Genomic DNA, 13,629 nt, shown 5'->3' on the forward strand with positions numbered 1-13,629 from the left:
TGCCTCTCCGAAGGAGAACCCATGCCCACCTTTAACGCCAAAGTCTTCGTCACCCTCAAGCCCTCCATCCTCGACCCGCAGGGCCGCACCGTCGAGCGGGCGCTGTCGCACCTGGACCACGCGAACGTGGCGGGCGTGCGCGTCGGGAAATACATCGAACTCACGCTGAGCGGCGAGCGGGCAGAAGTCGAGGCGCAACTGGCCGACATTGTGGAGAACGTGCTGAGCAATCCCGTGATGGAAAACGCGCGCTGGGAACTGGAAGAGGCGCGCGAGGTGGCGGGCGCGTGAAGACGGCCGTCATTCAATTTCCCGGCTCCAACTGCGACGCCGACGCGCTGCACGCCGCGCGGCTGACGCTGGACCCGGACGCGCAGTTCGTGTGGCACACGGAAGCGGGCCTCCCGGAAGGCACCGAGCTGGTGTTCCTGCCGGGTGGCTTCAGCTATGGCGACCACCTCCGTTCCGGGGCGATTGCGGCCCGCAGCCCCATCATGGCCGCTGTGAAGGAACATGCCGAGCGCGGCGGGTTTGTGCTGGGCGTGTGCAACGGCTTTCAGGTGCTGACCGAATCCGGCCTGCTACCGGGTGCCCTCTCGCGCAACCGCGACCTGCACTTCCACTGTGCGCCCGTGCATCTGCGGGTGGAGAACCACCAGACGGCCTTCACGGGGGCGTATGAGGCGAATCAGGTGCTGGAAATCCCCATCGCGCACGGCGAGGGCAACTACTACGCCGACCCCGAGACGATTGCCCGCCTGGAGGCCGAGGGCCGCGTGGTCTTCCGCTACATGGACAACCCCAACGGCTCGCTGAACGACATCGCCGGCATCATCAACGAGGACGGAAACGTGCTGGGCATGATGCCGCACCCCGAGCGGGCGGTGGAGCTGCTGCTGGGCAGTGAGGACGGGCTGGGGATGTTCGAGTCGCTGAAAGTGGGCGTGGTGAAGTGAACGAGTTGCAGGATTTCCTGACCGAGCAGTACGCCGCCGAGTTGAACGCCTTCCGGGCGGCCCTGAATGCCGTTCCCGACGAGCATTTCGCTGCTGCGGGCGTGGGCCACAGTCCCGCGTGGCACGCCCTGCATATCGCGGAGTGGCTGCGGCTGGCCGTGCTGGGCGACCGTTCCGCCACCTACGCCCACCTGGGCTGGGAGGACCAGCCCTGGGTGCAGGCCCTGAGCGGCACCCCCGCCCTCAGCGAGGACGCGGGGAAGGACGCAGTGCTGGCTTATCTGGACGATATTTCCGGGCAAGTGCTGACGTTCCTCCAGAACATGAGCGCCGAAGAGTTGCAGGGCACGAGTTTTTCCCCCAGTGCCCCCGGCGGCGAGCGCCCGCGCCTCCAGGGCATCGGGCTGCACCTGCGGCACGTCGCCTACCACCGGGGCCAGGTGCGCCTGGGGATGAAGGAGCAGGCATGACAGCGGTCAATCCCTCCCTGCGCGACCGCGCGGGAACCTTCGGCCTCACCCCCGAGGAATACGACCTCCTCGTGCAGGGCATCGGGCGCGAGCCGAACGCGCTGGAAGCCGCCATCGTCGGGGCGATGTGGTCCGAACACTGCGGCTACAAGAACTCGCGGCCCCTCTTCCGCGCCTTCCCCACGACCGGGCCGCAGGTGCTGCAAGGCCCCGGCGAGAACGCGGGCGTGGTGGACATCGGCGAAGGCTGGGGCGTGGCCTTCAAGATGGAGAGCCACAACCACCCCTCGGCGGTGGAACCCGTGCAGGGCGCGGCGACCGGCGTGGGCGGCATCCTGCGCGACATCTTCGCGATGGGGGCGCGGCCCTTCGCCGTGCTGGACTCCCTCAGATTCGGCAACCCCGACAGCCCCCGCACCCGCTTCCTGGTGAACGGCGTGGTGGAGGGCATCAGCCACTACGGGAACGCCATCGGTGTGCCGACAGTGGGCGGTGAAGTGACCTTCCATCCCTCCTACCAGGAGAACCCGCTGGTCAACGTGATGGCCCTGGGCCTGCTGCGTCACGAGGATTTGGCGAAGGGGACGATGGGCGCGGTGGGCAACCAGATTGTGTACGTCGGCTCCAAGACCGGGCGCGACGGGCTGGGCGGCGCGGTGTTCTCCTCCGCCGACCTCAGCGCGGCCAGCCAGGCCGACCGTCCCGCCGTGCAGGTGGGCGACCCCTTCATGGAGAAGCTGCTGCTGGAGGCCACGCTGGAGGCCATTCAGGCGGGCGTGGTGGCGGGCGTGCAGGACATGGGCGCGGCGGGCCTGGTGTCCTCGACGTGCGAGATGGCCTACCGCGCCGGATTGGGCATCACGATGGACCTCGACCTCGTGCCCACGCGCGAGAGCGGCATGGTGCCGATGGAACTGTGCCTCAGCGAGTCGCAGGAGCGCATGATTCTGGTGCCGGTGCCGGGCCGGGAGCAGGAATTGCTGGACCTCCTCGCCAAGTGGGAACTGGACGTGGTGACGATTGGTGAGGTGGAGGCGCACGACCGCTACCGCCTGACATGGAAGGGCGAGGTGGTCTGCGACCTGCCCGTGGCCCTGCTGAACGAGGCCCCCAAGTACACCCGCGAGGGCGTGGAGTCGGCGGACATCCGGGCCAAGCGCGAGCGGGACCTGAGCGGCGTGCCCGTGCCCGGCGACTTGGGCGCGGTGCTGGTGGACCTGCTCTCGCACCCCACGATTGCCAGCAAGCGGCCTATCTTTGAACGCTACGACCATCAGGTGATGACGAACACGGTGGTGGTGCCCGGAGCCGCCGACGCCGCCGTCCTGCGCGTGAAGGGGAGCGGGATGGGCGTGGCCGCCACCTCCGACTGCAACCCGCGCTTCGTGTACCTCGACCCGTACAAGGGGGCTGCCGCCGCCGTCGCGGAAGCCGCCCGCAACCTCGCCTGCGTGGGCGCGACGCCGCTCGCCATCACCGACAACCTCAACTTCGGGAACCCGCACGAGCCGGGGGTGTACTTCCAGCTTCAGCAGGCGGTGCAGGGCATCGCGGACGCCTGCCGCGCGCTGAACACGCCGGTGACGGGCGGCAACGTCAGCCTCTACAACCAGTACACGGAAGGGGACCACAAGGTCGCCATTCACCCCACCCCCACCATCGGCATGGTCGGCGTGCTGCCCGATGTGACCGTGCGCGCCACCCTGGACCTGAAGGCCGGGCCGCACACCCTCTACCTGCTGGGCCGCCACGCGACCACCCTCGGGGCCTCGCAGTACCTCGAAACGGTGCATGGGCTGGAGGCGGGGCAGGTACCTGACCTGGACCTCGACCTCGAACAGAAGGTCATCGAGGGCACCCTCGCCCTGATTCGCGCCGGGCTGACGACCACTGCGCACGACCCTTCCGAGGGCGGCCTGGCCGTGGCCCTGGCCGAGATGGCGATTGCGGGCGGGCAGGGGCTGAAGGTGGAGCTGAAGGCACCGGAAGGCGCGCGCCCCGATGCCGTGCTGTTCGGGGAGGCGCACAGCCGCGTCGTCGTGGCCGTGCCGCTGGGCCACGAGCAGGCGGCGCAGGAGCTGCTGGACGGCCTGGGAGTCCCCTATACCGCGCTGGGCGAGAGCCTGGGCGGCAGTGACCGCGTGACCATTTCCGTGACGGGCGCGAACGTACAGTTGAGCGTGACCCTCGACGCCCTGAAGACCGCCTTCGAGACGCCGCTGCGGGAGATCCTGGCGTGATCTTCGACCCCGCCACCGACAAGCCGCAGGACGAGTGCGGGGTGTTCGGCCTCTACTCGCCGCAGCCGCAGGACCTCGCCTGGCTGACGTACCTGGGCCTCTTCGCCCTGCAACACCGCGGGCAGGAGGCGGCGGGCATGTGCGTCAGCGACGGCGAGAAGTTCCATGTGGACAAGGACCTGGGCCTGGTGACGCAGGTCTTCGACGAGCGGCGGCTGGACGGCCTGCGCCTCCCCAATGCCCGCGTGAGCATCGGCCACGTGCGCTACTCGACCACCGGCAGCAACCTGCGCTTCAATGCCCAGCCCCTCACCACCCGCACGAACAAGGGCATCCTGGGGCTGGCGCACAACGGCAACTTCGTGAACGCCCGCGAGGTCCGCAGCGCGATGCTGATGGAAGGCGCGCTCTTCCAGACCACCAACGACAGCGAAGTGATGCTGAACCTGATCGCCCGCGAGTCGCACATGGACCTGATCGAGGCGACGGCGGGCGCGATGCAGCAGCTCCGGGGCGGCTACGCCTGCGTGCTGATGAGCCGCACCCAACTGATCGGCTTCCGCGACCCCCACGGCGTGCGGCCCCTGGTCATCGGGCAGCGCGAGGACGGCGCATGGGTACTCGCCTCCGAACCCTGCGCCCTGTACGCGGTCGGCGCGCGGCTCGTCCGCGACGTGCAGCCCGGCGAACTGGTCTGGATGGACCGGGACGGCCTGCACTCGCTGATGGTGGAGCCGAAGCGGCCCACGCCCTGCTCCTTCGAGTGGATTTACTTTGCCCGCAGCGACGGCGAACTCGACGGCGTGGACATTCACGCCAGCCGCATCCGCATGGGTGAACAGCTCGCCCGCGAGAAGCCGGTGGACGCCGACATCGTGGTGCCCGTGCCCGACAGCGGCATCGGCGCGGCCATCGGGTACGCCCGCGAGAGCGGTATTCCCTTCGACTACGGCCTGTACAAGAACCCCTACGCGGGCCGCACCTTCATCGCCCCCACCCAGGAGGCGCGCGAGCTGAAGGTGAAGATGAAGCTCTCGCCCACCAGCGCCGTGCGGGGCAAGCGCGTCATTCTGGTGGACGACTCCATCGTGCGCGGCACCACCAGCCGCCAGATCGTGAACCTGCTGCGTGAGGCGGGGGCCACCGAGGTCCACTTCCGCGTGTCCAGCCCGCCCATCACGCACCCGTGCTTCTACGGCATCGACACTGCCGCCCGCAAGGAACTGGTCGCCAGCACCCACACCGTAGAGGAAATCCGCGACCTGATCGGCGCGGACACCCTCGCCTTCATCAGCGAGCCGGGGCTGAGAAAGGCTATCGGCGGCCAGGGCCTGTGCGGCGCGTGCTTCACGGGAGAATACCCGGCGGGGACACCGCTGCTGAATGATGTGGACAAGCTGGCGTTGGAGGTTTGAGGATGGATGTGGGTTTAGCCAGCCTATTTGTAGCCATAGTGCTTGGAATAATTACCTTCCCGTCCATCAACCGCTATATCAAAAGAAAGTCTTTACCATCATCTCTTAGAGTTCAATTCCACGAGCAACTACCTATTGCCACAACTGAAGACGAGGGAATACTACTTGATTACTCTCCACAACTCCCATTAACACACTACGCTTCGAATTCCTTAATTATAAATAGGATTAATTCTATAAGTGTAACTATGGAAAATACATCGGAGGTAGGAACATTAGAAATTGCAAACTATTTTGTAATTAAGATACTAAAGAGAGTGAAATTGCCAAACATGGTCGCTGAATTTGTAAAACCTAAGGATGGAATCGGGGGTGGCGGAAATCCAAAATTCTATGAAGGAATTATAACTCGGAATGACGATACTGCATACGCTATAAGTGCAGGAGCCAATTTTAAGCTGCTTCCGTATCTTTCCGGAGAGGAAATTTCGATAGGCAAGCCAGAATATAGTCACATTACTCTCACTCCTAATGAAGTTGAGGAGATCATAGTCTGGATTAACTTTGAACAAGGATACTATTACGAGTTCTCTATAGGAATACCCTACAAAGCAAGTGGTGAGAATCGTATGTTATGGTCAGATATTTTCAGAACTGCACTTCCTGAAAGAAGCTACTTATTGAAGCCTCCTGGGATTATTAGATATGAAGAAGATTACGAGTATGGAGACATTCCTCCTGATTACAGCTTACATGCACCAATACCTTACGAAAATCAATCATACTACTCTGATAGCGAAGGGGAAGACTCACATAAAAGGCGCAAGGCCGCAAAGCTTGCTATAGATAGCTTGATTTCCTCTAGATTTAAAGTTTTGGATAACTACTCTGGCTATAAGGACCTTTACAACGTTACTCCCGACCGCTTTCTTATTAGCCAGCATAAAAATACAGAACGAGCTTATGAAGATCATCATCTCCCTTGACGACCAGACTTTGCCGAGGCTGAGGCCCTCGCGCGGAAGTTGCGCCTGACACGTAGTGAACTCTACCGGGCAGCCCTACGCGAGTATCTGGTGCGGCATAGCGGCGAGGACGTGACGGCTTCTCTTGACCGCGTGTATGGGGCGAATGCCGAGCAAGGCGAAGACCTGCGGTGGGAAGCCGCACGCCGGACGTTCTAAGCGAACGAGTGGTAATCGCTCGCGGTGAGGTCTGGTGGGCCGACCTGGGAGAACCGGTCGGAAGCCGCCCTGCGTTCATCCGCCCCGTGCTGGTGGTGTAGGCCGACAGCTTCAACCGCAGCCGTATCGCCACCGTCATCGCCGCTGTGCTGACCAGCCATCTCGCGCTGGCGGAGACACCGGACAAAGTGCTGCTGGAAGCACACCGGACACGGCTCCCCAAAGACAGCGTGGTCAACGTGTCCGCCCTGGTCACTCTGAACAAGACCGAACTCACGGAACGGGTATCGTAGCCATGCAGGAGGTCGAGGCGGGGCTGCGGCTGGTGCTGGGTCTCTAGCCTACCTGTCACGGTTGTTGGCTTCCCGTCACAACCCCAGATGCAGTCTCACCTTCCCGTCCACTTCCGTCATCAGGTCATCCGGCACATGCCCCAGCCGCTTGATGAGGCGGCTGACGTGGGTGGCCCGCATGGCTTCCACCTGGGCCTTGCTGTCGTGGTCCAGCCCGGTCCGTTGGTTGGGCAGCAGAATGTTGGTGATATACAGGCGTTCCACGTTGCTGGTCAGGGGCACCGTCATCAGCAGGTGAGTGCTGACGTTGGCGGCGTTGTTGGTCACGACGATACCGGGATGGGTCTGGGCCGCCTCTCCCTCACGTCCATCTGGGCGGTAATTGATGAGCCAGATATCACCGCGCCGGATCAGTTTCATTCGTTCTCCAGGCCGTCGAGGTTGTCGTCAGGATAGGTTTCCTGTCCGCTGCGCTGCGCCTCGCCGAGTTCCTGATAAGCCTCCTGAAGGTTCTGGTCGCGCAGGGCACGCACCGCTTCTGCAAGGGCAGCGCTGCGGGAACTCAGGTGGTGGGTTTCCTGGTACTCGTCCAGAAAGGCAGCGAGGTCCGGTGGAAGAGTGGCACTGATGCGAGTGGCATTGGTCATGCCATCAACTATACTCCTGCTCATGACCCCTCCCCCCCGTTCCGCCATTCGCCCCAGCCTCACCGTGGACATCGTGCAGAAGCAGGACCAGCCCACCGGCAGGCTCACGCGCGGCGTGGTGGCGCAACTGCTCACGCGCTCGCCCACGCATCCGCACGGCATCAAGGTGCGGCTGACGTCAGGGCAGGTCGGCCGGGTGCAGGCGGTGGTGGGGCCAGCCGGGGAGGATTAAGGCGGCTTTTGCCGTTCTTCAGAATTGGGGGGCAGCGGGGGTCAGGGTGGTGAAATGGGGTCCCTCACGGGTCGCCTGGCCCGGCGAGGGCAGAAGGAGCGTACCCTTGGACCCCCATCTCGTCGGCCTGGATTTCGGAACCACGGCCCTGAAAGCGGTGCTGTTTCAGGGTGCCCGCGAAGTCCACCGCCTGAACTTTCCCTACCCCCTGAACCACGACCTGCCCGGCCAGGCCAGCCACCGCTTGCCCCAGTTGCTCGACGCCTACGAGCGGGCGCTGGACGAGCTGGAAGCGTACTGCGCCGCCCAGGGCATCCAGCCCGCGGCGGTGGGCTTCAGCAACGTGATGCACTCGCTGATTACGGTCAGCGCGGAGGGACCCTCTGAGGTCTACACCTGGGCGGACGCGCGCGCAGACACTGGGGGCCACCCACCTTCTTTTCTCTTTGACCACACCGGCGTGCCCTACCACCCGATGACGCCCGCCGTGAAACTGGCGTGGCTGACCCGCACCCAGGACGCGCGGGCGTGGCAGCGGGTGAGCGGCCTCAAGGAAGAAGTGCTGCTGCGGTCCTTCGGCGTGTTCTGGACCGACACCAGCACGGCGGCGGCCACCGGCCTAATGAACATAGACGGCCACTACGACCCGGAGGCGCTGCGGGTGGCCGGGGTGGAGGCGGCGCAACTGCCCGAAATCAAGCCTATCGACCAGCCGCTCCCGCCCCTGCTCCAGCCCTACCGCTCGCGCTATCCCCGGCTGGCGGCGGCCCACTGGGTTATCGGGGCCAGTGACGGCGTGACCGCCACCGAGGGGCTGAACATCCAGAGTGCGCGGCAGGCTGCCGTGTCGGTGGGCACCAGTTCGGCCATCCGCACCTTCTCGCGGGGATCGGCGCTCGACCCGGAGGCGCGGCTGTTCTGCTACCGGGTGGACGACCGCGAACCGGGCGGGCGGTACCTGGTAGGCGGCCCCAGCAACAACGCTGGGCTGGTGCTGAACTGGTTGCGTGAGCACTTCCAGCTTCCCCTCACGCTGGAAGACCTGATGACCGGCACCGTGCCCGGCGCGCGTGGTCTGCTGTTTCTGCCCGCGCTGGCGGGGGAACGTGCGCCCTTCTGGGACCCGCAGCTTCAGGGCGCGATGCTGGGACTGGGCCTGCACCACACCCCCGGCGATATCGCCCGCGCGGGGATGGAAGGCGTGGCGCTGCATCTGGCGTGGCTGGCCGACCTGCTGCGCGCGCAGGTGGGGCCGCTGGACGAGATTCGCGTGACCGGGGGCCTGACCCGCTCGCCCGCGTGGCTCCAGGTGCTGGCGAACGCCCTGAACCAGCCTGTCAGCCTGCCGCAGGACGCCGAGCTGTTCGAGGGCAGCGCCTTCGGGGCCGCGCGGATTGCGGCGCGGGGCGCGGGCCTGTCGCTGGAGGCCGAGCGCGCCTACACGCAGATTCACCCCAACGCCGACCAGCCCCTGTATGCCCGGCTGGGGCGGCAGTACCGCGCGGCGGCGCTGGCCCTGCGCGACCTGACGCACACGCTGCACGCGGGGACACTGGCCGAATGAGGCACCAACCTTTCTCCCCTCCTGTTGAGGTAAACCCATGTTGATTGCGCTCACGGCGGTGGCGATTGCGCTGGTGATCGTCCTGATCTCGGTGGCCCGCATCCACCCCTTCCTGGCCCTGCTGATTGCCAGCCTGTTCCTGGCGGTCGTCACGGGCATTCCGCTGAACAAGGTCATCACCGCCTACGAGACCGGGGTGGGCGGCACGCTGGGGCACCTGGCGGGCATCGTGGGCCTGGGGGCCATTCTGGGCAAGCTGCTGGCCGATTCGGGCGGCGCGGACCGGCTCTCCCAGTGGCTGACCGGCCTGTTCGGGGCACGCCGCCTCCCCTGGGCGATGATGGTGCTGGGCCTGATCATCGGCGTGACCGTGTTTTTCGAAGTCGGGGTGGTGCTGCTGATTCCCATTATCCTGACGGTGGTGCGCCGCAGCCGCCAGCCGGTGCTGCTGGTGGGTATCCCGGTGCTGGCGGGGCTGTCGGTCACGCACGGGCTGGTGCCGCCGCACCCCGGCGCGCTGATCGCTGTGGACGCCTACAGCGCCAACATCGGCCTGACCATCCTCTACGGCCTCATCGTGGCGATTCCCAGCGCGATCGTGGCCGGGCCGCTGCTGGGGCGCTGGCTGACCGCGCGGGTGCATCCCACCGGTGAGCTGGGGCGGTCGAGTGAACCCGGCGTGAATCCGGCCACGCCCGTTCCCGAACAGCTTCAGCCCAGCCTGGGGGCCACGCTGCTGAGCGTGCTGTTTCCCATCGCCCTGATGCTGCTGGCGACCGCCGCCCAGGTGGGGCTGCCCGCGGGCCGGGCGCAGGACATCATCAGCTTTATCGGCAATCCCGTCATCGCGCTGCTGCTGGGCGTGCTGCTGGCCTACCGCATCCTGGGCAGCGCCTACGGGGCCTCGCGCGAGGTGCTGCTCAGCCGCACCGGCCAGAGCCTGCTGCCGCTGGCGGGCATCCTGCTGATCATCGGCGCGGGGGGCGGCTTCAAGAACATCCTGATCGAGAGCGGCGTGGGCAAGGCCATCGCGGACCTGGCGGTCGGGGCCAACTGGTCGCCGCTGGTGCTGGCGTACCTGATCGCCGCCCTGGTGCGGGTCGCCACCGGCTCGGCCACGGTCGCGCTGACCACCACCGCGGGCCTGATGACCCCCATCCTGGCCCGCACCAGCGGCGTCAGCCCCGAGCTGCTGGTGCTGGCGACCGGCGCGGGCAGCCTGATCCTATCGCACGTGAACGACGCGGGCTTCTGGCTGGTCAAGGAATACCTGGGCATGGACGTCAAGGAAACCCTCCAGACCTGGACCGTGATGGAAACGGTGCTGTCGCTGGTCGCCTTCGCCATCGTAATGGGGCTGTCGCTGGTGGTGTAGGGCCGTTCCGCCCCCCCTCTCCCCTGCGGTGAACGCCATTCACACCTACGTCAAAGGGCTGGAGACCACGCCCTGCCTTCAGATGGACGCTCCGGGTGGGGCGTCTGTCTGTTTTTGTTTTGGCTGCCAGAAGACACGGTCGGGCCGCGCCGCCCCCGCTACACTCCCCCGGTGACGCTCTCCCCCACCGACCTCCCCGCCCTGCGCTCGGCACTGCTGACGTGGTTTGGCCGCGCGGGCCGCGCCCTGCCCTGGCGGACGGGGCCAGAAGGCCGGCGCGACCCCTACCGCGTCTGGGTGTCGGAGGTGCTGCTCCAGCAGACGCAGGTCGCTCGCGGGCGGGTGTACTTCGAGCGGTTTCTGGATGCCTTCCCGACGGTGCAGGTGCTGGCCGAAGCGCCCATAGAGGCCGTGCTGAAGGCCTGGGAGGGCTGCGGCTACTACGCGCGGGCCAGGAACCTGCACCGGGCGGCGGGCGTGATGGCGCGGGAGGGGATACCCACCACCTACGACGGCTGGCGTGCCCTGCCGGGCGTGGGGCCGTACACGGCGGCGGCAGTGGCGAGCCTGGCGTGCGGGGAGGCGCGGGCCGTGAACGACGGGAACGTGCGCCGGGTGCTGGCCCGACTGCATGGCGAGCGGCAGCCCACCGAGGCCTGGGTGCAGGCGCGGGCCGACGAACTGCTGGACCCGGCGCGCCCCGGGGCCTGGAACGAGGCCGTGATGGACCTCGGCGCGACGGTCTGCACGCCAAAAGCGCCGAGGTGCGGCGAGTGTGCCCTCGCGGCGTGGTGCGTGGCCTTCAGGTCGGGCGAACCGGCCACCTTCCCGGCCCCGAAGGTGCGGGCGGCGGTGCGGGAGGTGCGCGCGGTGGCCCTGCTGCTGGGTGACGCGCGGGAAGCGGTGCTGGAACGCCGCGAGGGCACGCTGCTGGGCGGCCTGATGGGCCTGCCGACGGGGGTGGTGGCGGAAGGCGAGAGCGAGCGGGACGCCCTGACCCGGCTGGCGGCCCGCCTCGGCGTCACGGTGACGGGCGAACTGGGGACCGTGACGCACGGGATGACGCACCGCCGCATCACCCTGACGGTGTACGGCGGGCAGGGCGGCCCGGCCCGCACGCCGGTGGCGGGGGCGGCCCTGTCGCGGCTGGATCACAAGGCGCTGGGGCTGTGGGAGCGGCGGCAGGCGTCGCTGTTCGCCCCCGCCTGACTGCGCCCCCGGTGCGCCTTTGGATGGAAGCACCGCCCCGGCCCAGGCGGTAGACTGACCCGCGTGACGAGCCGTGAACCCCTCAAGGTCGCCCTCCGCACCGCGAAAAAGACGCGGGACGCGGCGCGCGGTGCCCTGCTGTGGGGCTACGAGCAGCGCCTGGCGCGCGAGGTCAAGGCCCACGGCCGACTCCCCCGCCACCTGGGCCTGATTCTGGACGGCAACCGCCGCTATGCCCGCGCCGCCGGGGTGGAACGCGAGATGGGCTACGAGTTCGGCATCGACAAGGCGCACGAGGTGTTGCAGTGGTGCCTGGAACTGGGCATTCCCGCCGTGACCATCTGGGTGCTGTCCACCGACAACATCACCCGCGACCCGGACGAGGTGCGGCACCTGATGGGCCTCTTCGACCGCGAGGCACGCAACCTCGCCGTGGACCCGCGGATTCACGGCAACCGCGTGCGCGTGCGGGCCATCGGGCAGCACGGGGGGTTTCCGGACAACGTGCTCGACGCCCTGCGCGAGCTGGAGGACAAGACCGCCGGGTACGACGGCATGCTGCTGAACATCGCCGTGGGCTACGGGGGCCGCGAGGAGATCGTGGACGCGGTCAAGCAGCACCTCTCGGAGCAGGCGGCGGCGGGCCGGGGGCTGGAGGACGTGATCGCCACGCTGGAGCCGGAGCATATCAGCGCCCACCTCTACACGGCGGGCACCCCCGACCCCGACTTCATCATCCGCACCAGCGGCGAGATTCGCCTCAGCGGCTTCATGCTGTGGCAGAGCGTGTATTCGGAATACTACTTCTGCGACGTGTACTGGCCGGGGTTCCGCCGGGTGGACTTCCTGCGGGCGCTGCGGGACTTTCAGGGGCGCGACCGGCGCTTCGGGAAATAGGCACAGGCAGAGCGGCCCCACCGTCGGCATGGGGCCGCTCTGCCTGCTGCGACCTCAGCGGGCCTGCACGTTCTGATTCAGGCGCAGCGTCATCTGCATTTGCGAGCCGTCGGGCTGGGTGAAGGTCGCGCGCATCCGCAGGGTCTGGGTCATGCTCTGCGCGGCGGGGAGGCCGTCGGGGCGGTAGAGGCTCTGGCCGCTCTGGGTCAGGTCCAGCAGTTCCATCTTCACGTGGAAGGCGGCGGTCTTGCTGTTCAGGTCGCCCAGTTCCACCGTCCAGTTGCCCGCGCTGCCACGCTGGTCGAAGACAGACTGGCCGCTCGCGTTCGTGCCCCGGTAGGTCGTGGTGGTCCGCACCGTGAGCGGCGTCGCTTTCACGTTCCCCAGCGCGTCGCCCGCCCCCATGCTGGCCGCCATGCCCCCGAAGACCCCGCCCAGCAGCGCCTGGGCGTCCAACGTCCCGGTCTGGGTGCGGGGCTGGCCCACGGTGAAGGTCTGCCCGTACAGGCCGGTCAGGTCGCTGCCCATGTCGCCCTGGGCACTCAGCTTGTCGAGCGGGAGGCCCCGAAGCGCGGCCTGCACCTGGGGGTTATCGCTCTCGACCCGCGTGACCCGCGTGCGGCCGTCCGGGGCCACCGTCTGCGTCACGCGCACGGTGAGGGGTGGCTGCTCCGGCATATTCGTCACCGTCGAGGTCAGCAGGGTGACGGTGCCGTCCGCCGCACGCCCCTGCACCCGGTAAAAGGTCTTGCTGACTGCCGCCTGGGCCGAGGCCGCGTTCAGCCCGCGCTGGATATCGGCGCGCAAGCTGGCGGCCTCAGCGGTGCTGGCCGCCTGACCCCCTGGCCCCGTCAGCCGCAGGTCCTCCAGCGTGATCTGCGTCCGGACGGTGGAGGTGAGCTGCACCGTCGCCCCCGGCTGGGCGGTCAGGCGCAGGGTCAGGGTGGAGGCCGTGCCGGGCGTGGCTGTGCTGGACGTGGCCCTGCCGGGCACCGCGGTGGAGGAGGGCGGCGTGGCCGGGATGGACGGCGCGGAGGGCGTCTGGGCCGCGGCAGCCGGGGCGGCGAGCAGCAGGGCGGTCAGCAGGTAAGGTTTCATACGCCAACGGTACGCGGCGAACAGGGCCGGGGTTGCGCCCGGTCCCCCG

At 67.3% G+C, this 13,629-nt stretch carries 16 protein-coding genes; 13 read left to right on the forward strand and 3 right to left on the reverse strand.

Features of this window, described 5'->3' with window-relative positions; all coding sequences use genetic code 11:
- Positions 1 to 21: 21 nt before the first annotated feature.
- The 8 genes from purS (at position 22) to ABEA67_RS16250 (ending at position 6,558) form a co-directional block, all read left to right on the forward strand.
- Positions 22 to 291, forward strand: coding sequence for a phosphoribosylformylglycinamidine synthase subunit PurS (gene purS, locus ABEA67_RS16215; RefSeq protein WP_345467186.1), 270 nt, complete (start codon positions 22 to 24; stop codon positions 289 to 291).
- Positions 288 to 956 carry a phosphoribosylformylglycinamidine synthase subunit PurQ gene (gene purQ / locus ABEA67_RS16220; RefSeq protein WP_345467188.1) on the forward strand — a complete coding sequence of 223 codons (669 nt, stop codon included), beginning with the start codon at positions 288 to 290 and terminating at the stop codon, positions 954 to 956. Before purS ends, purQ begins: the two co-directional genes overlap by 4 nt.
- On the forward strand, positions 953 to 1,426 hold the full coding sequence (locus ABEA67_RS16225) for a DinB family protein (protein WP_345467191.1): 474 nt from the start codon (positions 953 to 955) through the stop codon (positions 1,424 to 1,426). Before purQ ends, ABEA67_RS16225 begins: the two co-directional genes overlap by 4 nt.
- A complete protein-coding gene (gene purL, locus ABEA67_RS16230; RefSeq protein WP_345467193.1) occupies positions 1,423 to 3,666 on the forward strand; it encodes a phosphoribosylformylglycinamidine synthase subunit PurL in 2,244 nt (747 codons plus the stop codon). Before ABEA67_RS16225 ends, purL begins: the two co-directional genes overlap by 4 nt.
- A complete protein-coding gene (gene purF / locus ABEA67_RS16235) occupies positions 3,663 to 5,081 on the forward strand; it encodes an amidophosphoribosyltransferase (protein WP_345467195.1) in 1,419 nt (472 codons plus the stop codon). The genes purL and purF overlap by 4 nt, the downstream gene beginning before the upstream one ends.
- Positions 5,082 to 5,083: 2 nt before the next feature.
- Positions 5,084 to 6,067: a hypothetical protein gene (locus ABEA67_RS16240; protein WP_345467198.1), complete on the forward strand. Its 984-nt coding sequence runs from the start codon at positions 5,084 to 5,086 to the stop codon at positions 6,065 to 6,067.
- Between the two features lie 39 nt (positions 6,068 to 6,106).
- The gene (locus ABEA67_RS16245) at positions 6,107 to 6,265 is read left to right on the forward strand and encodes a hypothetical protein (RefSeq protein ID WP_345467200.1); all 159 of its coding nucleotides are present in this window, start codon (positions 6,107 to 6,109) and stop codon (positions 6,263 to 6,265) included.
- Positions 6,266 to 6,411: 146 nt separating this feature from the next.
- Entirely contained in the window at positions 6,412 to 6,558 is a 147-nt protein-coding gene (locus tag ABEA67_RS16250) for a hypothetical protein (protein ID WP_345467203.1), read from the forward strand.
- A 75-nt stretch (positions 6,559 to 6,633) separates the two neighbouring features.
- Here the strand turns inward: ABEA67_RS16250 and ABEA67_RS16255 are convergent, their stop codons facing one another.
- Together ABEA67_RS16255 and ABEA67_RS16260 are read right to left on the reverse strand one after the other, a co-directional pair.
- Complete coding sequence (locus tag ABEA67_RS16255; RefSeq protein WP_345467205.1) at positions 6,634 to 6,978, reverse strand: type II toxin-antitoxin system PemK/MazF family toxin; 345 nt, start codon at positions 6,976 to 6,978, stop codon at positions 6,634 to 6,636.
- Complete coding sequence (locus ABEA67_RS16260) at positions 6,975 to 7,205, reverse strand: ribbon-helix-helix domain-containing protein (protein WP_345467207.1); 231 nt, start codon at positions 7,203 to 7,205, stop codon at positions 6,975 to 6,977. The genes ABEA67_RS16255 and ABEA67_RS16260 overlap by 4 nt, the downstream gene beginning before the upstream one ends.
- A gap of 22 nt (positions 7,206 to 7,227) precedes the next feature.
- On the opposite strand from ABEA67_RS16260, the gene ABEA67_RS16265 reads away from it, so the two are divergent.
- From ABEA67_RS16265 to ABEA67_RS16285, 5 genes are all read left to right on the forward strand, one after another.
- Positions 7,228 to 7,437 carry a YwbE family protein gene (locus ABEA67_RS16265; RefSeq protein WP_345467209.1) on the forward strand — a complete coding sequence of 70 codons (210 nt, stop codon included), beginning with the start codon at positions 7,228 to 7,230 and terminating at the stop codon, positions 7,435 to 7,437.
- 106 nt (positions 7,438 to 7,543) lie between these two features.
- Positions 7,544 to 9,001 carry a gluconokinase gene (locus ABEA67_RS16270; RefSeq protein WP_345467211.1) on the forward strand — a complete coding sequence of 486 codons (1,458 nt, stop codon included), beginning with the start codon at positions 7,544 to 7,546 and terminating at the stop codon, positions 8,999 to 9,001.
- Positions 9,002 to 9,038: 37 nt separating this feature from the next.
- Positions 9,039 to 10,376 carry a GntT/GntP/DsdX family permease gene (locus ABEA67_RS16275; protein WP_345467213.1) on the forward strand — a complete coding sequence of 446 codons (1,338 nt, stop codon included), beginning with the start codon at positions 9,039 to 9,041 and terminating at the stop codon, positions 10,374 to 10,376.
- Between the two features lie 171 nt (positions 10,377 to 10,547).
- The gene (gene mutY, locus ABEA67_RS16280; protein ID WP_345467215.1) at positions 10,548 to 11,585 is read left to right on the forward strand and encodes an A/G-specific adenine glycosylase; all 1,038 of its coding nucleotides are present in this window, start codon (positions 10,548 to 10,550) and stop codon (positions 11,583 to 11,585) included.
- A gap of 63 nt (positions 11,586 to 11,648) precedes the next feature.
- Positions 11,649 to 12,482 (forward strand): isoprenyl transferase, encoded by an 834-nt coding sequence (locus ABEA67_RS16285; protein WP_345467218.1) that lies wholly within the window; start codon positions 11,649 to 11,651, stop codon positions 12,480 to 12,482.
- 54 nt (positions 12,483 to 12,536) lie between these two features.
- Here ABEA67_RS16285 and ABEA67_RS16290 read toward each other — a convergent pair whose 3' ends face one another.
- The gene (locus ABEA67_RS16290; protein ID WP_345467220.1) at positions 12,537 to 13,580 is read right to left on the reverse strand and encodes a hypothetical protein; all 1,044 of its coding nucleotides are present in this window, start codon (positions 13,578 to 13,580) and stop codon (positions 12,537 to 12,539) included.
- Between the last annotated feature and the right edge of the window lie 49 nt (positions 13,581 to 13,629).

The organism is Deinococcus carri, from assembly GCF_039545055.1.
In the GTDB taxonomy this organism is placed as follows: Bacteria; Deinococcota; Deinococci; order Deinococcales; family Deinococcaceae; genus Deinococcus; species Deinococcus carri.